At 69.6% G+C, this 23,603-nt stretch carries 26 protein-coding genes; 19 read left to right on the top strand and 7 right to left on the bottom strand.

Features of this window, described 5'->3' with window-relative positions; translation table 11 throughout:
• The first annotated feature begins 92 nt into the window (after positions 1 to 92).
• The 8 genes from AUR65_RS13310 to AUR65_RS13275 all read left to right on the top strand — a co-directional run bounded on the left by AUR65_RS13310 (position 93) and on the right by AUR65_RS13275 (position 9,718).
• On the top strand, positions 93 to 1,889 hold the full coding sequence (locus tag AUR65_RS13310; RefSeq protein WP_058567327.1) for a vWA domain-containing protein: 1,797 nt from the start codon (positions 93 to 95) through the stop codon (positions 1,887 to 1,889).
• Positions 1,889 to 4,345, top strand: a complete 2,457-nt coding sequence (locus AUR65_RS13305; RefSeq protein ID WP_084816453.1) for a VWA domain-containing protein — start codon at positions 1,889 to 1,891, stop codon at positions 4,343 to 4,345. The genes AUR65_RS13310 and AUR65_RS13305 overlap by 1 nt, the downstream gene beginning before the upstream one ends.
• Positions 4,342 to 4,965 carry an AAA family ATPase gene (locus AUR65_RS13300; RefSeq protein WP_058567326.1) on the top strand — a complete coding sequence of 208 codons (624 nt, stop codon included), beginning with the start codon at positions 4,342 to 4,344 and terminating at the stop codon, positions 4,963 to 4,965. The genes AUR65_RS13305 and AUR65_RS13300 overlap by 4 nt, the downstream gene beginning before the upstream one ends.
• A 121-nt stretch (positions 4,966 to 5,086) precedes the next feature.
• Positions 5,087 to 5,923 (top strand): DUF7502 family protein, encoded by an 837-nt coding sequence (locus AUR65_RS13295; protein WP_058567357.1) that lies wholly within the window; start codon positions 5,087 to 5,089, stop codon positions 5,921 to 5,923.
• Positions 5,916 to 6,938 carry an AAA family ATPase gene (locus AUR65_RS13290; protein ID WP_058567325.1) on the top strand — a complete coding sequence of 341 codons (1,023 nt, stop codon included), beginning with the start codon at positions 5,916 to 5,918 and terminating at the stop codon, positions 6,936 to 6,938. Before AUR65_RS13295 ends, AUR65_RS13290 begins: the two co-directional genes overlap by 8 nt.
• Before the next feature lie 7 nt (positions 6,939 to 6,945).
• Positions 6,946 to 7,836, top strand: coding sequence for a DUF58 domain-containing protein (locus AUR65_RS13285; protein WP_058567324.1), 891 nt, complete (start codon positions 6,946 to 6,948; stop codon positions 7,834 to 7,836).
• Positions 7,837 to 7,902: 66 nt separating this feature from the next.
• Positions 7,903 to 9,141, top strand: coding sequence for an MFS transporter (locus tag AUR65_RS13280; RefSeq protein WP_058567323.1), 1,239 nt, complete (start codon positions 7,903 to 7,905; stop codon positions 9,139 to 9,141).
• A gap of 130 nt (positions 9,142 to 9,271) precedes the next feature.
• A complete protein-coding gene (locus AUR65_RS13275; RefSeq protein WP_058567322.1) occupies positions 9,272 to 9,718 on the top strand; it encodes an ester cyclase in 447 nt (148 codons plus the stop codon).
• 37 nt (positions 9,719 to 9,755) lie between these two features.
• Here AUR65_RS13275 and AUR65_RS13270 read toward each other — a convergent pair whose 3' ends face one another.
• Positions 9,756 to 9,953 (bottom strand): DUF7501 family protein, encoded by a 198-nt coding sequence (locus AUR65_RS13270; RefSeq protein ID WP_058567321.1) that lies wholly within the window; start codon positions 9,951 to 9,953, stop codon positions 9,756 to 9,758.
• A gap of 197 nt (positions 9,954 to 10,150) precedes the next feature.
• On the opposite strand from AUR65_RS13270, the gene AUR65_RS13265 reads away from it, so the two are divergent.
• Positions 10,151 to 10,576 (top strand): EamA family transporter, encoded by a 426-nt coding sequence (locus AUR65_RS13265; RefSeq protein WP_058567320.1) that lies wholly within the window; start codon positions 10,151 to 10,153, stop codon positions 10,574 to 10,576.
• An 82-nt stretch (positions 10,577 to 10,658) separates the two neighbouring features.
• Positions 10,659 to 11,222 carry a thioredoxin family protein gene (locus AUR65_RS13260; protein WP_058567319.1) on the top strand — a complete coding sequence of 188 codons (564 nt, stop codon included), beginning with the start codon at positions 10,659 to 10,661 and terminating at the stop codon, positions 11,220 to 11,222.
• A 42-nt stretch (positions 11,223 to 11,264) separates the two neighbouring features.
• Here AUR65_RS13260 and AUR65_RS13255 read toward each other — a convergent pair whose 3' ends face one another.
• Entirely contained in the window at positions 11,265 to 11,693 is a 429-nt protein-coding gene (locus AUR65_RS13255) for an RNA-binding protein (protein ID WP_058567318.1), read from the bottom strand.
• A gap of 36 nt (positions 11,694 to 11,729) precedes the next feature.
• Positions 11,730 to 11,939, bottom strand: coding sequence for a hypothetical protein (locus AUR65_RS13250; RefSeq protein WP_058567317.1), 210 nt, complete (start codon positions 11,937 to 11,939; stop codon positions 11,730 to 11,732).
• A 161-nt stretch (positions 11,940 to 12,100) separates the two neighbouring features.
• Here AUR65_RS13250 and AUR65_RS13245 point away from each other — a divergent pair, with 161 nt between their 5' ends.
• Positions 12,101 to 12,679, top strand: coding sequence for an NUDIX hydrolase (locus AUR65_RS13245; protein WP_058567316.1), 579 nt, complete (start codon positions 12,101 to 12,103; stop codon positions 12,677 to 12,679).
• Between the two features lie 13 nt (positions 12,680 to 12,692).
• Here AUR65_RS13245 and AUR65_RS13240 read toward each other — a convergent pair whose 3' ends face one another.
• Entirely contained in the window at positions 12,693 to 13,061 is a 369-nt protein-coding gene (locus tag AUR65_RS13240) for a 2Fe-2S iron-sulfur cluster-binding protein (RefSeq protein WP_058567315.1), read from the bottom strand.
• 186 nt (positions 13,062 to 13,247) lie between these two features.
• Here AUR65_RS13240 and AUR65_RS13235 point away from each other — a divergent pair, with 186 nt between their 5' ends.
• The 3 genes from AUR65_RS13235 (at position 13,248) to AUR65_RS13225 (ending at position 15,332) form a co-directional block, all read left to right on the top strand.
• Complete coding sequence (locus AUR65_RS13235; RefSeq protein WP_058567314.1) at positions 13,248 to 13,931, top strand: DsbA family protein; 684 nt, start codon at positions 13,248 to 13,250, stop codon at positions 13,929 to 13,931.
• Positions 13,932 to 14,061: 130 nt separating this feature from the next.
• The gene (locus AUR65_RS13230; RefSeq protein WP_058567313.1) at positions 14,062 to 14,640 is read left to right on the top strand and encodes a TlpA family protein disulfide reductase; all 579 of its coding nucleotides are present in this window, start codon (positions 14,062 to 14,064) and stop codon (positions 14,638 to 14,640) included.
• A complete protein-coding gene (locus AUR65_RS13225) occupies positions 14,640 to 15,332 on the top strand; it encodes a cytochrome c biogenesis CcdA family protein (protein ID WP_058567312.1) in 693 nt (230 codons plus the stop codon). Before AUR65_RS13230 ends, AUR65_RS13225 begins: the two co-directional genes overlap by 1 nt.
• Before the next feature lie 30 nt (positions 15,333 to 15,362).
• On the opposite strand, the gene AUR65_RS13220 is transcribed toward AUR65_RS13225, so the two are convergent.
• Positions 15,363 to 16,661, bottom strand: a complete 1,299-nt coding sequence (locus AUR65_RS13220) for a DUF7405 family protein (protein WP_058567311.1) — start codon at positions 16,659 to 16,661, stop codon at positions 15,363 to 15,365.
• Between the two features lie 145 nt (positions 16,662 to 16,806).
• On the opposite strand from AUR65_RS13220, the gene AUR65_RS13215 reads away from it, so the two are divergent.
• The 3 genes from AUR65_RS13215 to AUR65_RS13205 are packed head-to-tail and all read left to right on the top strand — an operon-like array spanning position 16,807 to position 19,810.
• Entirely contained in the window at positions 16,807 to 17,478 is a 672-nt protein-coding gene (locus AUR65_RS13215) for an SCO family protein (RefSeq protein ID WP_058567310.1), read from the top strand.
• Complete coding sequence (locus AUR65_RS13210) at positions 17,475 to 18,536, top strand: iron transporter (protein WP_058567309.1); 1,062 nt, start codon at positions 17,475 to 17,477, stop codon at positions 18,534 to 18,536. The genes AUR65_RS13215 and AUR65_RS13210 overlap by 4 nt, the downstream gene beginning before the upstream one ends.
• Positions 18,537 to 18,592: 56 nt before the next feature.
• Positions 18,593 to 19,810 carry an MFS transporter gene (locus AUR65_RS13205; protein ID WP_058567308.1) on the top strand — a complete coding sequence of 406 codons (1,218 nt, stop codon included), beginning with the start codon at positions 18,593 to 18,595 and terminating at the stop codon, positions 19,808 to 19,810.
• Here the strand turns inward: AUR65_RS13205 and AUR65_RS13200 are convergent.
• Both AUR65_RS13200 and AUR65_RS13195 read right to left on the bottom strand, forming a co-directional pair.
• On the bottom strand, positions 19,786 to 20,280 hold the full coding sequence (locus AUR65_RS13200) for a hypothetical protein (protein WP_058567307.1): 495 nt from the start codon (positions 20,278 to 20,280) through the stop codon (positions 19,786 to 19,788). The genes AUR65_RS13205 and AUR65_RS13200 overlap by 25 nt on opposite strands.
• Before the next feature lie 43 nt (positions 20,281 to 20,323).
• Complete coding sequence (locus AUR65_RS13195) at positions 20,324 to 21,298, bottom strand: aldo/keto reductase (protein WP_058567306.1); 975 nt, start codon at positions 21,296 to 21,298, stop codon at positions 20,324 to 20,326.
• Positions 21,299 to 21,516: 218 nt separating this feature from the next.
• Here AUR65_RS13195 and AUR65_RS13190 point away from each other — a divergent pair, with 218 nt between their 5' ends.
• A complete protein-coding gene (locus AUR65_RS13190) occupies positions 21,517 to 22,638 on the top strand; it encodes a bactofilin family protein (protein ID WP_058567305.1) in 1,122 nt (373 codons plus the stop codon).
• Positions 22,639 to 22,701: 63 nt separating this feature from the next.
• Positions 22,702 to 23,603 (top strand): AMP-binding protein (locus AUR65_RS20265; protein ID WP_233194372.1); only part of this gene is annotated, 902 nt, incomplete at its 3' end.

The following is a 23,603-nucleotide window of genomic DNA, read 5'->3' as shown; positions in this document are numbered from 1 at the left end:
CTCGAACGTTCACGTATTCCGATAGGTCGATATTTCGGAACGTGTCAATTAATAGGGAAACAGCCATACCGAAGGCGCGCCACGGGTCGGGCATGGTCCTCGACGAGTTCTTCTTGTTTCCCCTCGGGCTGGTCGCCCTCCTCGGGGCGGTCCCCCTCGTCATCCTCTATCTGCTGCGGCCGGAGCCGGTCCGCCGCACCCTCCCGACCTTCCGGTTCCTCGCGGACTCGGCGGGACGAAACGCCTCGAACCCCATCTTCGACCGCCTGCTCCGGAGCCTGCTGCTCCTCATCCAACTGCTCGCGCTCGTCGCGCTCGTCGGCTCGCTGGCGACGCCGTACGTGCTGGTTCCCGAGTCGGAGACGGTCCAAGAGACCGTCCTCGTCGTGGACACGAGCGCGAGCATGGGCGTCCGCGACGGCGGGGGGACCCGATTCGACAGCGCCCTCGCGGCGGCACGAGACGAGGTCTCCGGCACGACGTCGGTCGTCGCGGCGGGCGCGAACGCGAACGTGGTGCTCCGCCGGGGGAGCGCGACCGACGCCCGCGCCGCCCTCGACGGCCTGCGAGCGAGCGCGGCCCCCGGCGACCTGCGCTCCGCGATTACCGCCGCCGCCTCCATCGCCGGCGAGGACGCCCGCGTCGTCGTTCTGAGCGACTTCGCGGACGACTCGCCGTGGAGCGACGCGGTCCGCGAGGCCCGCGCCCGCGGCCTCGTGGTCGAACTCCAGCAGTTCGCGGGCGGCGGACAAGGCAACGTCGGCATCGTCGACCGGCGCTTCTCCGGCGCGAACGTCACCGTGACGGTGAAGAACTACGGCGACTCGGCGGCGACGCGGACGCTCTCGCTCGCCGGAGCCACCCGAGAGGTTCGCATGGACCCCGGCGACGTGGCGACCGCGACGCTCCCCGTTCCCGCGGGCGGCGGGCGCGCCGAACTCTCGCCGGGCGACGCCTTCCCGACCGACGACGCGCTGTACGTCGCGGCCCCCGAGGACGCCTCGGTGGACGTGCTCGTCCTCACGAACGACGAGAACCGCTACCTGACGGCCGCGCTGTCGGTCATTCCCGAGGTGTCGCTGACCGTGGACAACCCGCCGACGGCCGTCTCGACGAACTACGACGTGATTATCTACAGCAACGTCAACCCCGGTCGCCTGCTCTCGGGCAACGTCGAGGCCGGCCGCGAGGTCGTCGCCGACGGCGGCGGCGTGGCGATTCAGGCCCAAGAGGAGTCGCCGAGCTACGGCGACCTCCAGCTCGTCTCGCAGGCGAGCATCGAGACGAACCCGACCATCGGGACCGTCGAGAGCCACGAGATAACCCGCGACATCACCTTCCCGCCGCCGACCGAGTACGTCGCGGGCGACCTCCGCGCGGGCCAGTCGCTCGTGACCACGACCGGCGGCACCTCGCTCGTCGCCGTCGAGCGCCGCGGGGCCGGCCGCGTCCTCTACTACGGCTTCATGGAGGACAGCTCGGCGTTCAAGTACAACTACCAGTACCCCGTGTTCTGGAAGCGCTCGGTGTTCTACCTCGCCGGGCGCTCGACGCTCTCCGAGCTGAACCGGGCGACCGGCGGGTCGCTCGCGGCGGGCGCGAACCAGACCGTCGAGACGCCCGGCGGCGAGGCGACCGGCCCCGAGGTCCGCCTCGCCGACGCCGGCTTCTACCGCGTCGGCGACGAGCGGTTCGCGGCGTCGCTCCTCAGCGAGGCCGAGTCAGACGTGGTCGCCGCGCCGCTGGACGGCGAGTCGGCCCCCTCGGACTACCCGACTCGGGTCGAAGAGCGCGACGTGCCGGACCCGCTCACCGAGTGGGCCGCGTTAGTCGCGCTCGCGGCGACGATGCTCGAATTGGCCTACCTGCGCCGGCGGGGTGACCTCTGATGGCGGCGCTCGGCTCGGCGTCCGCCGCGCTGACAGCGCTCGACGCCGTCGCCGCCACGACTCCCGCCGCCGCGACGACGCCCCTCGCGTGGACGGTCGAGGCCGCCGGGCGGACGCTCGGCATCCAGCGCCCGCTGTTCCTCGTCGCGCTCCCCGTGGCCGCGCTCCTCGCGTGGGCGCTCATCTTCCGCGGGGCCGACGGGACGGCTGGCAGGCGCTCCCGCAGGCTCCTGTTCGCGTCCCGGTTCCTCGTCGTCGTCCTCTTGGTCGTCGCGGCCGCGGGGCCGTACACCGTCACGACGCGGATGACCGACGGCGACCCGCAGGTGACGCTCCTCGTCGACGACTCCGACAGCGCGGCCGTCACCGAGGACGTGGCGTCGCAACTCGCGGCGGACATCGAAGCCGAGGGCGTCCCCGTCACGACTTCGACCGTCGCCCGCGGCGAGGAGTCGCCTATCGGAGACGCCGTCGCGGCTAACCTCAGGCCGGACGGGACGGTCGTCCTCGTCTCCGACGGGCGGGTCACCTCGGGGCGGAGTCTCGCCTCCGCGACGACGCTCGCCCGCGACCTCAACGCGACCGTGAGCGCGGTCGCGCCCGAACCGACCGACACCGAACACTACGTCACCGTCAGCGGCCCGTCGAAGACCAGCGTCGGCGTCGAAAACGCCTTCCTCGCGCAAGTCGACGGGGTCGTCCCCGACGACGTCGAACGCGCGACCGTCGAACTCGTCGTGGAGGTCGACGGCGAGGCGGTCGCCCGCGAGACGGTCAACACCAGCGGGGCCGTCGAGTTCTCCCAGACGTTCGAGACCACCGGCACCCACCGCGTCACCGCCCGCATCGAGAGCGACGACCGCTTCCAGACGAACGACGTGTTCCGCAAGACGGTCCGCGTGGTCGAGCCGCCGCGGGTGCTGTACGTCTCCCGCGGCGACTACCCGTTCCGCGACTACCTCTCGCAGCTGTACGACGTGGAGACCGCCGAGGCCGTCCCCGCGGACCTCTCGTCGTACCACGCCGTCGTCCTACAGGACATCCGCGCCGAGGACGTGGGCAACACCGATGCGCTCCAGCGGTTCGTCATCGACGGCGGCGGCCTGCTGACCGTCGGCGGGCGCAACTCGTTCGAAAACGGCGGCTACGACGGGTCGAGCCTCGCGTCGATGCTCCCGGTCACGACCGGCGAGGGCACGTCCCAGCAGACGAACCTCGTCTTCGCCATCGACGTGTCCGGGAGCGCGGAAAGCGGCATGCGCGTCCAGAAGTCGGTCGCGCTCGACGCGCTCGACCAACTCGGCGACGAGAATCAGGTCGGCATCGTCGGCTTCAACTACCGCGCCTACGAGGTCTCGCCGCTCCGCCCGCTCGGGCCGAACCGCGAGTCGACCGCCGACCTCATCCGCCGCCTCCAGTCCGGCGGCGCGACCGACATCGCCGTCGGCCTCGAAGGCGCGGCCCAGCAACTCGGCGACAGGCGCGGGACGATTATCCTCATCAGCGACGGTCACGACCGGTTCCAGGACGCCGCGACGGTCGCGGACCAACTCGGCCGCGACGGCGTCCGCGTCATCACCATCGGGACCGGCCCGAGCCCGAACGAGCAGACTCTCAGGACCATCGCGCGGGCGTCCGGCGGGAACTACCTCAGGGCCGACGAGACCGACCGGCTCCGCATCCTCTTCGGCGGGTCGAACCGCCAGTACGCCGGCGACGGCCTCACGGTCGTCGACCAGAACGACTTCGTCACCGCCGGCGTCGAACTGACCGCGAACCCCGGCAGCGTCAACGACGTGTCTGTCAGGAGCGGCGCGAACTTCCTCGTCGCGGCCGACGACGGCACCCCCGCGGTGGCGTCGTGGCGCTACGGCCTCGGCCGCGTCGCCACCATCACGACGTACGCGGGCGACGGCACGCTCGACGGCCTGCTCCAGAGCCCCGACTCGCTCCTGCTCACGAAGTCCACGAACTACGTCATCGGCGACCCCGAGCGGAAGGCGTCCGGCGTCGCCGAGGTGTCGGACACCCGTCTCGACCAGCCGACGACCGTCGTCTACCGCGGCGGCGAGCGGCCGCGGGGCGTCGAAGGACTGTCCTTCTCGGCGGTCAGCCCCGGCGTCTACGAGGCGACGGTCGTCCCTACTGAGACGGGCTATCGGGACGTGCTCGACACCGCCTTCGCGGTGAACTACCCCGTCGAGTACGCCGGGTTCGGCCGCTCGGCCGCGCTCGAAGCCGCCGTCTCCGACAGCGGCGGGACGATGTACGACCCCGAGGACGCGGCCGAAATCGCCGCCTCCGCCCGCGACAGCGCCGCCGGCGTCCAACCCGTCCGCGACGACTGGGCGGCCGCGTTCGTCGCCGCCGCGTTCCTCCTCTACCTCGCTGAGGTGCTCGTCCGGCGTCTTCAAGTGTATCGGGGTCGAACGCAAAGTGAAGGTGGTTTGATATGAGTGCCCTGGGTCGGTCCCTGAACCTCGGTCTCGTCCTCGTCGTCGTCCTCCTCACCGCCGGAACCGTCGGCGCGACGATGTTCTACCAGTACTCGGTCGACTCGCTCGACCAGCAAAACGAGCAGTTGCGCGAGCGAAACGAGGCGCTCGAACAGGACCTTTCAGAAACCAGACAAAATCTGTCGGCGACGCAGGCGGAGCTACAGGAGTTGAACAGCAGCCTCGAACGCACCCGCGGCGACGTCTCGCAGGTCTCGAACAACCTCGAAGACACGGAGTCACAGCTCGAATCGACCCAAAACGAGCTGTCGTCGGCGCGGAGCGAGCTCCAAGAGACGGAAAGCAGCCTCCGAGACGCCCGGAGCCGAATCAACGAACTCACGGCGACGCTCGACACCCTCGAAGAACAGCGCAACCGACTCGAAAACCAGATAGACGGCCTCGAAGCGGAAAACGAGGAACTCGAGGAGACGAACGCCGAACTGGAGACCGAGATAGAGACGCTCCAGTCCGACATCGCCGACCTCGAAGACCAGGTCGACGACCTCGAAGCCGACCTCCGGCGGGCCTGTTCCGAGTTCGAAGACGGCAACGAACCGGCGGTGTGCAGCGGTGTCTGAATCGCCCCCGCCCGAACCGGGCACCGACGACGACGCACCTGACGCATCCGACGCGACCGGCGCAACTGACGCGACCGCCTCGGCCGCCGACTCGGACGCGGGGGCCACCCGTCGCGAGGAGATGGCCGACGCCGTCACCGAAGTCCGCCGGGAAGCCGTGAAGGCGGCCGTCGTCTCCAGCGTCGTCGATGCCGCGGTCGCGACGCTGTTGGCGAACATCGCGTTCCGGGTCGTCGAGTTACCCATCCAGTCGGCGGTGTCGCTCGGCTTCCTCCCGAGGGTCGACCCGGCCGTCTCGGTCCACGTCGCCGTCCCAATCGCCCTCGCGGTGGGCGTCCTCGTCGGCGTCGCGGAGTACCTCATCCTGATGCGGGTGCCGCCGGTCGAGCAGTTCGAGGCGGTGAACCCCTCGGTCGCCGAGGCGCTTCGGACCGCCCGCGACCTCGTCGCCGACGAGGGGAACCCGAACCGCGACTCGCGCATGTCGGTCGCGCTCTACGACGACGTGCTGTCCCGCCTGCGGGAGTCGTCGTCGGTGGAACTCCTGCCGACCCGCCGCATCGTCGGCGCGCTGGTCGTCGCCCTGCTCCTCTCGGCGGGGAGCATCCAAGTCGCCGTCTCGGACATCCAGTTCGAGGGGCTCGCCGGCGACGGCGGCCCGGCGGGCGACAGCCTCGACCAACCCGACGAGGAGACGGGGCTCCAGAACGGGAGTTCCATCCTCGGCGACCCCGAGGACGTGGCCGCCGGTTCGGAGCAGTTGAACGCCACCGTCGCCGGCACCGGCGGGAGCGGTGACGGACCGGAGTCGTCGGCCGCGGCCTACGACTCGACCGGCTACGGCGGCGACAGCGCCGTCGAGAGCCAGCGCGCCGGCTACCTCGCCGACGACACGCTCGAAGAGGCCGACCTGATTCGCGACTACACCCTGAAGATACGAGAGAACGACGATGAGTGACAAACGAGACTGGCTCGGCGACGACGGACAGCAGACCGCGCCCGAAGGCGATATCGCGGTCGAGACAGACGACGACCTCGACCTCAGCATCGAGGACCTCCAAGCGAGCGTCGCGGCGGTCAGAGACGAGGTCGGAAAGCGCATTATCGGCCAACACGACGTGGTCGAGCGACTGCTCGTCTGCGTCCTCTGCGACGGCAACGCGCTGCTCGAATCGAACCCCGGACTGGGGAAGACGACGCTCGTGCGCGCCCTCTCGGACGCGACGGACCTGCAGTTCTCGCGGGTGCAGAACACGCCCGACCTGATGCCCTCGGACATCACGGGCACCGAAATCATCCGCGAGACGCCGGAGGGCCGGGACTTCGTGTTCGAGCGCGGCCCCATCTTCGCCAACGTCGTCCTCGCCGACGAGATAAACCGGGCGACGCCGAAGACGCAGGCCGCGCTCCTCGAAGCCATGCAGGAAAAGCAGGTGACCGCCGCGGGCGAGACCTACGAGCTTCCGGACCCCTTCTTCGTCCTCGCGACGCAGAACCCCATCGACCAGGGCGGCACCTACCCGCTCCCGGAGGCGCAGACCGACCGCTTCCTGATGAAGATTCTCGTCGACTACCCCGAGTTCGACGAGGAGCGGACCATCGTCAAGCAGTACGCCGAGGGCGCGGCGTCGCCCGAAGTCGAGCGCGTCCTGCCGCGGACGCACCTACTCGCCGCACAGCAACTCGTGCGGCAGGTCCCCATCTCCGACGACATCCGCGACCGGACCATCGAACTGGTCCGCAGGACCCGCGAAGACGAGCAGGTCGAGTTCGGCGCGAGTCCCCGCGCGAGCATGGCGCTCGTCCTCGCCGCGAAGGCGCGGGCGTTCGTCCACGGGCGCACCCACGTCTCGTGGGAGGACGTGGTCGAGATGGCCCCGCCGGTTATCAGACACCGCATCATCCTCGACTTCCGGGCGGAGCGCGAGGGGCTCGACCCCGACGACGTGATTGCGCGGCTGTTGAACGAGTGACGGACCGATGATAGACCCCGGCTTCCTCGACGAACTCGACCGGTTCGACACCTCGCTGAAGCGCGTCTCGACCGCCCGACAGCAGGGCGACCAGGAGTCGCCGGACGTGGGCGAGGGGCTCACCTTCAGCGACCACCGCCGGTACGCCGCCGGCGACGACCCGCGGCTCATCGACTGGAAGGTGTACGCCCGGACCGAGGAGCTGTTCATCAAGCGGTTCGAGGCCGAGCGGAACCTGACGGTCCACGTCCTCCTCGACGCCTCGGCCTCGATGGACTTCGGCGAGGGCGACGCGAACAAGTTCGAGTACGGCGCGAAGCTCGGCCTCGGTTTCTGCCACCTCACGGCCGAGGAGAACAACGACTTCCGGTTTACGCTCCTCGGGGACCTGCCCGACCGCATCGACACCGACGCGTCGAGTCGCGGCGAGGTGCTCCGACTCGTCGAGCGGCTCAACGAGACGACGCCCGGCGGCGACGGCGACATCACGGCTGCGCTCTCGACCTACGCCGAGAGCATCCACTCGCGGTCGCTCGTGGTCGTCGTGAGCGACCTGCTTTTCGACCCCGACGACGTGGCCGCCGGCCTCGCCGCGCTCGCGCGGAACGACGTGCTCGTCGCGCAGGTGCTCACCCCGGAGGAACTCGGTCCCGAGGCGACGGGCGACGCCATCTTCGAGGACCCCGAGTCCGAGGCGACGCGCCGGACCTACTTCGGCGGGTCGGCGGCGCGACAGTACACCGACCGGCTCCAGAGCCACCTCGCGGCGGTCGACGAGCGGTGTCAGGCGCTCGGCATCGAGCGCGAACTCGTCGACACCGGCGAGGACTTCTTCGACACGTTCGCCGACCTCTGGCTCGGCGCGCGGCTCAGGGGCGAGCGCCCCGGTCGCGGCTAACTCGCGTTCCGAACCAACATCGCCGCGGACCGCGGGCTTTTCACGAATCACCGCTCAGTAGTCGGTGTGACGGAGACACAGGAGCGCCGCGTGGTCGGCCTCGTCGCGGGTTCGCACGTCGTCAACCACGCCTACCTCGTCGCGCTCGCGCCCGTCATCGGCCTCGTCGCCGACGACTTCGGCGTGAGTATCGCCGCCGTCGGCCTCGCCATTGGCGTCCAAGGCGGCGTCGTGACGCTCCTGCAACTCCCCTTCGGCTACCTCTCCGACGCGCGGAGTCGGACGCTCGTCCTCGCCATCTCGCTCGTCGCCGGCGCGGCTGGCATCGTCGCCACCGCGCTCGCGCCCTCGTACCTGTGGCTTCTCGCCTCGCAGACGCTCCTCGGCGTCGGCATCGCGGGCCACCACCCCGCGCACTACCCCCTGTTGGCGACCGCTTCCTCGGAGACGAACCGCGGGCGGGCGTACTCGCTGCACGCCCTCGGTGGCTCGCTCGGCTTCGCCGTCTCGTACGCCATCGCCGCCGGCGTCGGCGCGCTCGGCTTCGGCTGGCGCTGGACCGTCGCGGGCATCGCCGTCTTCGGCGCGGCGTTCACGCTCGTCGCGCTCCCGGTCGCCCGCGGGTTCCCCGAGCGAATCCGGAAGCCGGCCGCGGAGGACCGCCCGACTGCTCGCCCCACGCTCGCGGGGATTCGGCGGGGCGCGTCGGAACTCCTCTCGTCGGCGGGGCTGATGGGGCTCGCGCTCCTCTCGTTTCTCACCTCGGCGGCCGCGTGGTGCATCCGGACGTACTCGCCGCAACTGCTCACCGCCGGCTACGGTCTCGCGTCGGGCACGGCGAACCTCCTCGTCTCGGGGATGCTCGTCGTCGGCGCGGGGACGATTCTCGTCGGCGGCGCGCTCACCGACCGCGTCGGTCCCGGAACCGTCGCCCTCGTCGGCTACGCCGCGCTCGCCGGACTGGCGGCGCTCTTAGCCAGCGGGTCGCTCCCGCTCGCGCTCGTCGTGTTGATTCTCCCCTTCAGCGGGACCATCAGCGTCTCCCGGCCCGCGCGCTCGACGCTCGCGGACCGCCTCTCCGAGCGCGCCGACCTCGGGAAGAACTTCGCCGTCGTCACCATCGGCATCTCCCTCGGCGGGGCCGTCGCGCCCCCGGCGTTCGGGGCGCTCATCGACCTCGCCGGCGTGCGCGTCACCTTCGGCGTCGTCGCCGTCCTCGGCCTGCTCTCGTTCGGGCTGACCCGGTGGCTCCTCCGGCGGGTCGACGGGTCGGCCCGGCGGCCGCAGGCGGCCCCGAGCGACTGACGGCGGCGCGGTCGTGGAGCGACCGGGAGATGCTACCACTTCTCTTTCGATTCCCTTCTCCGGCGACGTTCGTGATACCAAGAATCCATAACTAAGCCGCTATCCGTCGTCTCTCCGAACGGTGGTGGAAATGGCAGCAACATCTGAGAAAGAACAGCAGCACCGAGACTCGTTCATGCGCGTCGCGGACGAACTGTGGAACAAGCGCGAGTACGAGGTCATCAGAGAGGAGTACGACCCGCTGGTCGAGGTACACGCCTTTTCGGACCCCGAGGGCATCATCGGAACCGACGCGGTCGAAGAGTGGGCGCGGCGGTACCACGACGCCTTCTCGGACTTCCACGTGGAACTGTTCGACGTGGCAGCGCGAGACGACAGCGTGTACGCCCGGTATCACCTGACCGGCACCCACGACGGGACGCTCCGAAGCGCTCGCGGCGACATCCCGGCGACCCACCGCAAGATGGACACCTGGGGTATCGTACAGGCCCGCTACGAGGGCGGCCTGTGCGTCGAAGAGTGGAACAGCACCGACATCATGACCATGCTGTCGCAACTCGGCGTCGCTCCCGAGTGAACCGACCGAGTCGCGAAAAACAACCGTTTTTGGCCGCCTATCCGGACCACTCGCCGCGAACGTCGTCGGCGACCGCATCGCGCCACATGCCGAACCCCTGTTGACAGATGGGGCTCTCTTCGAGGTGTTCCATGAACCCCTCTCCTTCGCTCTCCAGTTCGTCGAGGCAGAACGGACACCGAGTCGGGTCGTCCCACGTGTGCGCGATGACCGAGGGTTGTACTTCCTGGGACATACCCACCAATACGCGATAATACTTGATAAAAATTTGGTCGTTGGAGATATCTAATACCACTTGTCTATCTAAACGAGGATATTGTACTTGATTCTAAATCAAGTCACATCCTGCCGTCACCGTGTTATCGCGGCTCGCTCGCGTCGGCGTGCGGCCGAATCGTAACCCTATACACGACTCGGGGCCGCGTTCTATCCGTGAACTACATCTCGTGGGCGGTCGTCGCGCTCGGGGCCTACTCGCTCGTCGCGCCGCTGATGAAAGTGGCGACGACCGGGCAGGGCAAAATCCCGAGCGACGTGGCCGCGCTGGTCGCTAACGGCGTCCTCGTCGTGGCGACGGCCGGCGTCATCGTCGTCTCCGGCCAGACCGTCACGGACTCGGTCATCAGCCCGAAACTCCCCTACGTTCTCGCCGCCGGTGCCTGCCTCGCGGTCGGCATCCTCGCGTACTACCGGGCGCTCGCGCTCGGTCCTGTCTCCGTCGTCGCGCCCATCTTCGGGATGTTCCTCGCGGTCTCGTCTATCGTCGGCATCGTCGCGCTCGGCGAACCGCTGACGGTGCGCAAGGTCGCCGGCATCGGCCTCGCGGTCCTCGCAATCGCCCTCGTCTCCATCGACTGAGCGGTCGTCTCGGAGCCGCCGACACCAACGTGGCACTGCCGCGGGCCAACCGCTTTTCATGCTCGCGGGCCAACGTGGCGACATGGTACTCCTGGAATCCGACTCCGAACTCGAACGCGGCGACGCCGCCCCCGACTTCGAACTCCCCGGCACCGACGGCGAGACGTACACCCTCTCGTCGTTCGACGACTCCGACGCCCTCCTCGTCGTCTTCACCTGCAACCACTGCCCGTACGCGAAGGCCAAGTTCGAGGAACTGAACCACCTCGCCAGCGCCTACGACGACCTCGCGGTCGTCGGCATCAACCCCAACGACGCCGAGGACCGCCCCGAGGACTCCTTCGAACGAATGCAGGAACTCGTCGAGGACGGCACGATTGGGTACACCGCCTACCTCCGCGACGAGTCGCAGGACGTCGCCGCCGAGTACGGCGCGGTCTGCACGCCCGACCCGTTCCTCTTCGAGAACACCGGCGACGGCTTCGAACTCGCGTTCCACTCCCGCATCGACGACGCGATGAGCCCCGACGACGAGGTGTCCGACTACGAGATGCGGACGGCCGTCGAGGCGCTCCTCGCCGGCGACGACATCCCCGTCGAGGAGTACCCCTCGCAGGGCTGTTCCATCAAGTGGAAAGACCAGTAAAATAGCGCAATCGGAAGCGATTCGACCGGCTCGCGGGCGGCCCTACTCGTCGCCCAGGAGGGCGTCGCGGGCGTTCTCCACCGCGGCTTCTTTCTTCGCCGGGTAGGCCTCGACTTTCGCGCGGAGGGTGAGCCCCCCGCCGCGACGGGCCTCGCCCTTGAACGCGGCCTGTTTGTCCAGTCGCAGGAAGAACTCCGTGTTGTCCGTGACGCGCTGGTCGAGTTCGTCGAGGAGCGTCTCGAAGTCGGGGAGGTCGCGAATCTTGGCGAGGACGTGCCGCACGTCGTTGGCGCGCTCGACGCGCGCGGAGAAGACGATGATGCGGTCGCCGTGGTGGCCGGTGCTCTCGACGCGATCGACGTCGAACTCGTCGGGGAGGAACGTCCGAAGCGCCTCCTCGACCCGTTTTTCGTCTTCCGTCTCGTAGCAGAACGTCCGGAGGTCGATGTAGTGGAAGGGAACGCGTGGCATAGTGGGTCAGGGAGGCGTCGGTCGGTCGTCAGTCGATTACTCTTCGTCGGCTTCGTCTTCGTCGTCGCCGTCGGCGGCTTCGAGCTGGTCCTGCGCGATGCCGACTTCCTGGCCCTCGTCGAAACTGATGGTGTAGGTCGGCTCGCCGAACATGCTCTCGATGACCTGCGTGACCGTGCCGGTCTCGCCGTCGTACTCGCTGTGCTTGTCGTGCAGAACGACCTTGTCGTCTTTCTCGAAGCTCATACGCACAGGTTCCGCGTCACCGGATAAAAGAGCGATGATTGGCCGCGAAGTCGTCGCCTCCGCCTCGCGACGACGCGTGTCGAAGCCGATTTGTGGAGTCGCGCCGAACCGTGAGCTATGCCGAGTCGCCCGCTCGCACATCGACCGCCGGACGCGCGCCGATGACGGTCGACGACCTGTGGTTCCTCGCCGACGAGGCGCGACAGCGCGCCGAGCAGGCCTACCATCGCCTGCGCCGGAGCCACGCCGACGCCGACTACCTCGAACCGGTCCACACCCGCCGCGTCTCCCGCCCGCGGTTTCGGACGCTCGCCTCCCGAGTGAAGTCCACGGGGACGCCCTACGGCGTCCACACCGTCGTCCGCCGCCGCGACGACGAGATACTGCTCGTCCGCCACGAGGGGGTCGACCTCTGGGTCCTCCCCGGCGGCGGCGTCGACGACGGAGATGAGGGGTTCACCGAGGCCGCCCGGCGCGAACTCGCCGAGGAGGCCGGCATCACCGCCGACTACGGCGGCCTCGCGATGGCCACCCGAATCGATATCCGCTGCGACGGCCACCAGACGTGGGGCGTGATGCCCGTCTACCGCGCCCGCGCCGACGGGGCCGCGGAACTCAGCGTGAACGACCCCGACGAGGAAATCTCGGCCGCGCGATGGTTCCGCGTCTCGGAGCTTCCGGCGGACACCCGCGACCGCGACGACCTGTTGTCGTGGTACGACCACGTCGCCGGCGACTGAGCGGACCGCCGGCTCAGTCGGTCGGTCTCTCTGCTTCTGGGGGTTCGCCCGCTCGGTCCTCGTCGCCCTCAACGTGTTGGCCCCAGAACCCGGGGTACTTCTCCACCCAGAGGTCGCCGAGGACGACCGTCTGGCACGCCAGTCGGAGTCCCGAGTCGGGGTCGTGCGGCGGGAACCGGAGCCGGCGGCGCTCCTTTTTCGTCCGGTAGGTCACGGGGCCGCGGACCCGGACGGCGCAGGTACCGCACGAGCCGCCGCCGCGGCAGTTGAACCACGACGAGTGACCGTTGTGCGGGGGTTCGCCGGCCGCTCGGAGCACGTCGCGGAGCACGTCGCCGCGGTCGCACTCGATTTCCCGGCCGCGGAAATGGACGGTTGGCACGTGTTGGGTGACGCTACACGGGGCTTAAGCGGTGTCGTTCGCAGGACGACGGAAACGGAACCACCCGCGGTCGCCGCGCCGCCGGCCGCCACAGTTCCCGAATCGAACCACGAAAAGCGGCAAGCGCGTCCGAAACCCGGCGATTCGCCTCGGAGAATCTAAGTTCGTCCGTCCCCGACCCCGACCATGCGCAACACACGACGCGCGTATCTCGCCGCAACGGCGGGTGCGCTGACGCTGGGCACCGCCGGGTGCCTCGGCGGTGGAAGCGGCGGTTCCGGCGACGGCGCTGTCGCCGCCATCGGTTGCGAGGTCCCGGAGCGCGACACGGTCAGCTCTCTCCCCACGCCCGTCATCGGGTCCGAGGACGCGAGCGTCGTCGTCGACGTCTGGGAGGACTTCGCCTGTCCCCACTGCGCGACGTTCGCGGTCGACGTCGCTCCGCAACTCCGGTCCGAGTACGTCTCGGAGGGCATCGTCCGCTACCGCCACCACGACTTCCCGATTCCGGTCGACGACTGGTGGTCGTGGAAGGGGGCCTCGGCGGCCCGCGCCGTCCAGGACGAGGCCGACGACGAGACCTTCTTCGACTTCGCTCACACGCTCTACGAGAACCAATCGGAGTTCGGCGGCGGCGACGCCGAGGGCTCGCTGTCGACGCTCCAGTCGCTCGCGAACGACGCCGACCTCGACGGCTGTTCGGTCGCCGCGGCCGCCTCGCGCGAGCGCTACCGCCCGCTCATCGAGGCCGAGCGGACCGAGGCCGTCGACGAGCGCGGCTTCCAAGGGACGCCGACGGTTCTCGTCGACGGCGAACAGGTCGCCCCGCGGTGGTCCGACCTCCAGAGCGCCGTCGAGGACGCCCGGTAATCGGATTCGACGCCCACACCTCTCGCGCGGGATTCGTGCACGACACCAGCGATGCTTTAGGGCGAGATTCACTAGCCACGAGTATGGACACGACGCGACCGCGCTCCCGACTCCGGCGAGGTGACGACCGGTGAGACGACGCGCCCTCCTCTCTCTTCTCGCGGGCGCGGGCGCCGCCGGTCTCGCTGGTTGTCTCGGCGACGGTGCGGCCCCCGCGGAGGCGACTGAGACGACCGCGGACGACAGCGCCGGGACCGCCTCAGCGGCCGCGTCGCCCGAATCCGGCGACCTCCCGCTCGTCGTCGACACTATCGACGCGCAGGGGTCGGCGGCCGGCGAGGCGCAAATCCCCGCGGCGGGGACGCCGACCGTCCTCGACCTCTTCGCGACGTGGTGTGCGCCCTGCGTCGCCCAGATGGAGTCGCTTCGGATGCTCCACGAGGAGTTCGGCGACGACGTGGCGTTCGTCTCGGTGACGAACGAGCGCCTCGGCGGCGGCCTCACGATGGACGACATCCGCGCGTGGTGGGCCGAACACGACGGGAACTGGACGGTCGGCCACGACCCCGACAGTAACCTGATGCGCGCGGTCCGCGCGAACGGCCTCCCGTACCTCGTCGTCTTCGACGCCGACGGGTCGATAACGTGGACCCACCGCGGCCTCGCCAGCGAGGAGAACCTCCGCGCCGCCGTCGAGGACGTCGCCTGATGCCCGGGTTCGGTCTCGGTCCCGTGCTGGGACTCGACCCCGCGTTCGCCGGCACGCTCGCGTTCGCCGTCAGCGCGGGCGTCGCCACCTTCTTCGCGCCCTGCGCCTACCCGCTTCTCCCGGGCTACGTCGGCTACTACCTCTCCCGCGAGGAGGCCGATCTCGGCGGCGCGGTCGTCCGCGGGTCAGTCGCGTCGCTCGCCGCGCTGGTCGTCCTCGGCGCTATCGGGAGCGCGCTCGCGGTCGTCGGCGGCCGCATCGCCTCGCACCTCGCGCTCCTCGAACCGCTCGTCGGCGCGGCGCTCGTCGGCTTCGGCGTCCTCATGTTCACCGGGCGCGCGCCGAGCCTCCACGTCGTCCTCCCGGAGTACCGGTCGTCCGTGACCGGTTTCGCCGTCTTCGGCGGGGTGTACGGCCTCGCCGCCGCCGGCTGTGTCGTCCCGATTTTCCTCGGCGTGGTCACCCAGTCGCTCGCGCTCCCGACCGCGCAGGCGGTCGTCTCGCTCGGGGCCTACGCCGCGGCCGCGGCACTCCCGCTCGCTCTCGTGACCGTCGCGGCCGCGCTCGGCGGCGACCGAATCCGGTCGCTGTCGGGCTACGTTGGCTCGGTCCAGAAAGCCGCCGCGGTCGTGATGGTGCTGGCCGGCCTCTGGCAGATTTGGCTGGCGCTGTCGTTCTTGGGGCACGTCTGAGGGTGCAGGAAGGCGCGAGCAGCGGCCGACTCAGCCGTCCAATCCCGGAGCCTCGCCGGTCGGCGTCGGCAACGACCGAATCTCTCGCGGCGGCACGAGGAAGTTGCCGCGGCGCTTGACGAAGATGTACTCTAAAATCCCGTTGTTGACGCGCTGGCGGACGGTCGGCACGTCGGTCAGGTCGGTTCCGTTCATCGCCTCGCGGACCTCCTCGAACGCCGAGATGCCGCGCTGGAGCGACGGGAAGTGCAGGCTCGCCACGCCGTCGTCGGCCGACTCGAAGTGCCTGCGGAGGAGTCTGACGTTTCCCTCCTCGTCGCGGTTGGCGCGGGCGGCCTTCTGGGCGTGGCCGACGTGCCCGAACTCGAAGGCGTCGTCGCGGAGGCGGTCGAGCATCGCGTCGATACCGCTGTCGTCGCCGAGGTTGTCGCCGACGCCGTCGACGAGGTCCTGCTCGGCGTGAGCGGGCGAAAACAGTTTCATGACCCGATGGTAGCGGTCTTCCTCGTCGTACCAGTCCGAGAGGCGCTGGCGGACGTTCGCCACGTGCTTCGTGGTCGCGCCCGCGAACGGCCCCTCGTCGATGGTGACGTACTCCTCCGTGGCCTGATTCTTCGCGAAGCCGGCTTTGAACCCCATGAACAGCGGCGACGCCTCGGGGACGGGGTTCCCGTCGGGGATGCCGTTCAGGTCGGACTGGTGTTCCGCCGGGAGTCCGGCCCCAACGAACCCCGTCCGCCGGGAATCTACTGAGAAGACGCCCGAGAGGTCGGCTTCGACGGCGACGCCGTTGGCCTCGTCCGCCTCACCGAGAAGCGCCTGCTCGGCTTCGAGAACCGCGTCGGCGCGGTCGGACGCGAGGTGGACGAGCGCGTCCTGTCGGTCGAACTCGGGCGTCTCGAAGGGCGACAGCACCCGCGGTTCGGGCAGGTCCACGCTGTCGGGAAGCGGGTCGTCGAAGCGGTCGAAGTACCGGGGGGAGTAGGCGACCGACCAGATGACGCCCTCGTGGCTCCGCTCGTAGGCGCGGTCGAGGACGCGGAAGGCGTTCTCGACGGTCTCGCGGTCGGCCTCGTCGGGCGGCTCCTCACCGTCGAGGTCGAGATAGAGGAGCACTTGATGGCGGGGAATCTCGACGTTGCCGTGGTCGTCTTCCCGGCAGAACTCGTTCCACGCGTGCTGCCGACTCGGGAGCGTCTCGAACGCGTCGGTCCCCGCCGGGACGGGGTCGTCCGGTGCCCTGTCGAGGCAGGCGGAGAGCGCCGCCGCGCCGCCGGCGGCGACCGCGGCCTTCAGGAACTCCCGGCGGGACGGAGACCCGTCGAACATACGCCCGGCTAGGGACCTCGCGGGGAAGTCCGTTCTGGTGTGTGCGTCGAAGATTTCGCGTCGGTCGTGCGGGACGAGAACACGCGCGCTGGCGTTCGAAACGCACACCAAACGGCATTTGAGTACCGGGCCGCTAGCGAGGGTAATGAAACGACGCACGTATCTCCGCGCCGCCGGGGCGGGCACGGCCGTCGGTCTCGCTGGCTGTCTCGGCGGCGGCGACGCCAATCCGAACGTGTCGCTGTCGCGGCCCGACCGCGAGAACGACGTGTCCAGCGAGGACCTCCCCTACCCGGCGTGGGGCCAGCAGGTCCCCGACGTGACGCTCTCGGACCCCATCGCGGGAAGCGAGGTGTCGGTCCGCGACATCGACGGGCCGCACTTCCACACGTACTTTTTCACCAACTGCATGACCGTCTGTCCGGTCCTCATCAGCGCGCTCCGCGAGGTCCAGATTCACTCGGTCAGCGAGGGCTACGCCGACGAGGTGTCGTTCTACCCCATCACGTTCGACCCCGCCCGCGACGACGCCGACGCCTTCCGCGCGGAGGCCGACCAGATGAACGTCGACATGGACGCGGGGAACTGGCACTTCCTCCGCCCCGCCGACGAGGCCGAGGCGAAGTCGGTCGTCGAAGACCAGTTCGGCGTCTTCTTCCAGAAGAACGAGCCGAACGACGAGGGCAACTACATGTTCACTCACCTCGGCCTCGTCTCGCTCGTCAACGGCGACGGCTACGTCGAGCGGACCTACCGCGGCAACCAACCGGACGAACAGACGCTCATCGACGACCTCACCGCGCTCCGGGAGGCATGACGAGTCGGCGTCGCTTCCTCGCGGCGAGCGGGACCGTCGCGGCCGCGGGTCTCTCCGGCTGTCTCGCCGAACTCGGTCGGCTCTACACCTCGAACGAGCCGCCGGTCGTCTCGAACCGCCCCGACGAGGTGTACGTCCCGACCCACACCGAGGGGATGCGCATGGTCGGGAGCGCGGACGCCGGCGACCTCCGGGTGGGCGTCTTCTACAGCTATCCCCACCGGTTCTGGGTCATGTCCGACGAGGGCGACGGCTTCGGCACGTCGAAACTGTCTGTCGAGGCCGGCGACGACGTGCATCTCATGGCCGCCGTCTGGGACGCCGAGACGGGCGTCGTCGTCCCCGACACCGGCCTCTCGCTCGAAATCGCCCGCGACGGCGACCTCGTGAGCGAGGAGGTCGTCTACGCGATGCTCTCCCAGCGGATGGGCTTTCACTACGGCTCGAACTTCGGCCTCGACGGCGACGGGACCTACGAGGTGACGGTGGACGTGGGCGCGCCCTCCCTGCACCTGTTCGGCGACCTCGCCGGCCGGTTCGACTCCCCCGCGACCGCGACGCTCGACTTCGAGTACAGTAGCCGCGACCGCGACGACATCCCGTACACGATGCTCGACGACCAGCAGGGCGACCCCGGCGCGGTCAAGCCGATGGCGATGGACGCAATCCCGCTCGGCCGCGCGCCCGAGACGCTTCCGGGGACGGCGCTCGGGGAGGCGACGACGGGGAGCCTCCGACTCGTCGGCACCGTCCTCGACGCCGACCGCTTCGGTGACGACCCGTACCTCGCCGTCTCCCCGCAGACGCCCTACAACCGCCTTCTCGTCCCGCGACTGGGACTCACCGCGACCGTCGCGTCCGGCGGGGCGACCCGCTTCGACGGCCGACTCGAACCCGGCCTCGACGCCGACCTCGGCTTCCACTACGGCGCGTCGGTTCCGGGGCTCGCCGGCGACGACGCGACCGCGGACCTCACGGTTGACGTGCCGCCGCAGGTCGCCCGCCACGAGGGCTACGAGACGGCCTTCCTCGAATTCGACCCCGTTCGTCTCGGGTAACGGCAACCGAATCGAACAAGGACAGGGCTATTTTCGTCCGGGGCGACCGACCCCGTATGGACTCGACGCGCCGCGAACGCGCGACGCTCGCCCTCGCCGTCTGGGGCGTCCTCGTCTCGCAGGTCCTCCTCTACCCCGGCGTCTCCGACCTCGTGACCGCCCTCGGCGGTGGGCAGGGAGAGTACGACCTCTCGGCGGGGATGCTGTTCCTCGTCGCCGAGTTCGCCTCGTTCGTCGCCTTCTCCAGCGTCTGGGGCGCGCTCTCGGACACGCTCGGCCGACGGACGTGGCTCATCGTCGCGGGCGCGCTCGGGGGCGCGGCCAGCTACGTCGCGCTCCTCGCGCTCGCCACGCTCCCGTGGCTCGACGCGACCTTCGGCGCGGTCCTCGCCGTCCGCTTCGTCGGCGGCGCGATGACTATCGGCGCGTTCTCGCTGTCGATTACGATGCTCGCGGACCTCTCGGGGGGCAACGGTCGGAACATGGGCGCGGCGGGCATCGCCATCGGCCTCGGCGCGGCGCTCGGCTCGGTCGTCGGCGGCCAACTCACCACCATCGACCCGCTCGCGCCGCTGTACGCGTCGGCCGCGTCACTCACCGCCGTCGCCCTCCTCGTCACGACCGTCACCGACAGGACGCCCGATTCGACCCGCGTCGGCGTCGGCGTCGTCCTCAAGAAACTGGCCGCCCGCCCGGCGTTCGCGGTCCCGTACGCCTTCGGCTTCATCGACCGCATGACCGCCGGCTTCTTCGCCCTCGTCGGGGTGTACTACTTCCGCGAGGCGTTCGGCGTGAACGCCGCTGTCGCCGGCGGGGTGCTCGCGCTCTTTTTCGTCCCCTTCGCCCTCCTGCAGTACCCCCTCGGCTCGCTGTCCGACCGCGTCGGCCGGTTCGTCCCCGTCGTCGCGGGGTCGATGCTCTACGGCGTCGCAATCGTCGCCGTCGGCGTCGCCCCGGCCTTCGAACTCGCGGCCGCCCTGATGGTCGTCGTCGGCGTCTTCGGCGCGCTCGTCGCGCCCGCGACGATGGCGCTCGTCACCGACCTCGCCGAGTCGGGCGAACGCGGGGCGGCCCTCGGCGGCTTCAACGTCTTCGGGAGCCTCGGCTTCCTCGCCGGCTTCCTCATCGGGGGCGTCGTCGCCGACGCGGTCGGCTACCTCCCGTCGTTCCTCGTCGTCGGCTTCGCCGAGGTCGCCATTGCCGTCGTCGCGCTCCGGGCGGTGAAGCGACTCGACGGCATTAACGCGACTCAGACGCCGTCGAGCGCCGACTGAAGTTCGGCGTTCACGACGAGCCACATCCCGCGGAGACAGACGACGACCGCGAGGCCGACGCCCGCGAGGACGAACGCCAAGAACAGGCCGACGAAGACGCCGCCGCCCCGCGGGTCGGGGACGGTCGCCGCGAACTCGCCGAGTTGGACCGCGAACGCGACGATACCGGCGACGAGGAACGCGAGCAGCAGTTCGAGGAGTCGCCAGAACGTCTCGATTCGCAGGCCGCCGCGGCCGGTGAGGAGGAGGGCGATTCGCCGCGACGCGGCCAGAAGCGAGACGGCCGTGAGCAAAAGCGTCGCGGCGGCCGCGAGCCCGAAGCCGACATCGGCGAGCGGGAGCGACGACGCGAGCGGCGAGACGAGCGTCAGCGCGACGCCGAGGAGGACGGCGGCCGCGAGAAACGACTCGACGCCGAGAATCGCCGTCTCCGGCTCGTCGCGGGCGATTCGAGCGAGTGTCCCGTGCACGGCCGACTCTCTCGGCGGGCGCTCAAGGCTGTTTCCCTTAGCCTTAGTCGTGTCCGGAGACGCGGACCGGCTGGTAGGGTTCTTCGAGGTAGTCGATGTCGGAGTCCGAGAGCTTGATGTCGAGGGCCTCGACCGCGTCTTCGAGGTGTTCGATACTGCTGGTGCCGACGATGGGCGCGTCAACCCAGTCCTTGTGGAGCACCCACGAGAGCGCGAGTTGCGCCATCTTGACGCCCTTCTCGTCGGCGAGTTCCTCGACGCGCTCGTTCACCTCGCGGCCGCCGCCCTCGAAGTACGGGTGGCCCTTGGCGTGTTCGTCGGTCCGGCCGCGGGTCGTCGCCTCGAACTCCTCGTGGGGGCGGGTGAGGTAGCCGCGGGCGAGCGGCGACCACGGCATGACGCCGACGCCCTGCTTCTCGCAGAGGGGGAGCATCTCGCGCTCCTCCTCGCGGTAGAGCAGGTTGTAGTGGTTCTGCATCGTGGCGAAGCGGTCCAGTCCGAGCGAGTCGGCGGTGTACTGCGCCTCGGCGAACTGGTGGGCCCACATCGACGACGCGCCGACGTAGCGCGTCTTGCCGCGGCGGACCGCGTCGTCGAGCGCGCGCATCGTCGTCTCGATGGGCGTGTCGTAATCGTAGCGGTGAATCTGCAGCAGGTCGAGGCTGTCCATCCCGAGGCGGGAAAGCGAGTTGTCGAGTTCCTGCTCGATGGCCTTCCGCGAGAGACCGCCGGAGTTCGGGTCGTCCTCGTCCATCTGGAAGTACACCTTCGAGGCGACGACGGCCTCGTCGCGGCGGCCCTCCAGCGCCTTCCCGAGGACGCGCTCGGACTCGCCGTTCGAGTACATGTTCGCGGTGTCGAAGAAGTTGATACCGAGTTCGATGGCGCGGTCGACCAGTTCGAGGCCCGCCTCCTCCTCTAAGACCCACTCGCGCCACTCCGGCGTGCCGAAGCTCATACAGCCGAGACAGATGCGGGAGACCTCCATGCCGGTGTCTCCGAGCGTCGTGTACTCCATGTGCGAACATCCCCGCGAGTCGGCAAAAAGATGGACCAAGCGGTAGCCGCGGCGGGTGACCAGCCGACCGTCTGGGGAGGTCCGCGGAATCGCCCGGCCGGTCAGCGAGCCGAGACAGTCGGCCCAAACGGCCGTTTCTCGGCGTTTGAAACCGTCTCTCTCGGTTTATGCCCTCTGGAGTCGTATCATTAATCCGAGGCGTAGCCTCGGTGATTCCGATGTTCACAACCAAACAACTGGTCGCGGTCCTCCTGAGTCTCCTCGTGGTGGGGTCGCTCGCGGGCGTCGCGGCCGCACAACAAGGGCCGGCGGCCGGCGGTGCCGTCGTCGTCGACGAGGGTGAGATCTTCGACGGCGACCTCGACGCGGTCGGCGGCACGGTCGTCATCGCCGGGACGGTAACCGGCGACGTGTCGGCGACGGCCGGGACCGTCCTCCTGACTGAGACCGGAACCGTCGACGGGAACCTCGACGCGGTCGCGGGCTCCGCGACCCTCGAAGGCACCGTCGGCGGCGACGTGAGCCTCGCTGGCGGCGCGGTGTTCGTCCGCGACACCGCCGACATCGGCGGGTCGTTAGACGCCGCCGGCGGCACCGTCCGACTCGACGGCGCGGTCGCCGGAACCGTCCGCGTCGGGGCCGACGAACTCGCTGTCGGCCCGACCGCTCGGGTCGGCGGCTCGCTCGAATACGACGCGGCGACCGCGACCGTCGACTCCGCGGCCGTCGTCGACGGCGGCGTGCGGCAGGTGGACGACCTCGTGGTCGCCACCCCCGTCGTCGCCGGGACGCCGTTCCAGTTCGGCCAGTTCGAAGGCCCGGTCATCCCCGGCTGGGTGGTCTCGGGCTACTGGCTGCTCGCCAACTTCGTCCTCGGCGCGATTATCGTCCTCGTCGCTCCCGACTTCGCCCGCCGCGTGACGGGCCTCGGGACGAAGAAAGCCGTTCGCAGCGGCGGTGTCGGTCTCCTCGCCATCGTCGCGATACCCATCGTCCTGCTGCTCCTGCTGTTGACCATCGTGGGCATCCCGCTCTCGCTGGCCGGCGGGGTCGGCTTCCTGCTCGCCCTCTGGGTCGCGGGCATCTACGGCGCGCTCGTCCTCGGGACGTGGCTCCTGTCGCTCGCGGACTACGACAACCGCTGGGCCGCGCTGTTCGCCGGCCTGTTCGTCCTCGCCGTGCTCGACTTCGTCCCCCTCGGGGGCGTCCTCGAGTTCGTCGTCCTCCTCGTCGGGCTCGGCGCGTTCGCGCTGGCGCTCCGCGGGGAGTCCGGCGACGACGGCGACGAGAGCGTGAGCGCGCCCGACGAAGGGCCACAAGAGGGCTCGCCGATGGCCTGACGGCGCGGCGCTCTCGCACAAACCGGACGAACAATTATTATGGTCTGTTCTGTCTGTCGAGCCATGGCAGTCGAGTACGAGGCCGAGTCGGAATCGTTCGAGTGGGACATCCCCGAGGACTACAACATCCCCGCGGTCATCGAATCGCACGCCGACGCCTTCGGCGACCGCGTCGCCCTGAAGTTCCGCGACGCCGACGGCGGCCGCGCGGAGCGGACCTACGGCGACCTCCGCGACGACATGAACCGCTTCGCCAACGCGCTCGAATCCATGGGCGTCGGGAAAGGCGACCGGCTCATCCACCTGCTTCCCCGCGACCGCGACGTGTTCGCCGTCCAACTCGGCGCGCTCAAACGCGGCGCGCTGCTCGTCCCCAGTTCGTCGATGCTCAAGCCCAAGGACATCGCGTTCCGCGCGAACGACTGTGAGGCGACGACCGCCGTCGTCCACGAGTCGCTCGTCGGCATGGTCGACGAGGTGCGCGACGAGACGCCGCTTTCGAACTTCGTCGTCCTCGGCGGCGACGCCGACGGCTGGACCTCGTTTTCGGACCTCGTCGCCGACGAGTCCACCGCGCACGACGGCCCCGACCTCCGGGCCGAAGACCCGATGTCCATCAACTACACGTCGGGGACGACCGGCCAGCCCAAGCCGGTCCGCCACCGCCACCGCTGGATGCGGTGTTTCGAACTCGTCAACGCTCCCTACTGGTGGGGCGTCACGGCCGACGACGACCTCTCGGACGAACTGCTCTGGGCGACGACCGGCACCGGCTGGGCCAAGTGGTTCTGGAGCCCCGTCGGCGTCGGCCTGACGACCGGCGCGACCCAGTTCGTCTACCGCGGTGACTTCGAACCGGACGCGTTCCTCGACATCATGGAAGAGGAGGGCGTTACCCGCCTCTGTGCCGTCCCGACCCAGTACCGGATGTTCGCCCAGCGCGACCTCGGCTCGTACGACCTCCG

The sequence above is a fragment of the Haloferax marisrubri genome (assembly GCF_001469875.2).
In the GTDB taxonomy this organism is placed as follows: domain Archaea; phylum Halobacteriota; class Halobacteria; order Halobacteriales; family Haloferacaceae; genus Haloferax; species Haloferax marisrubri.
This window is presented reverse-complemented; position numbering and strand designations above follow the sequence as displayed.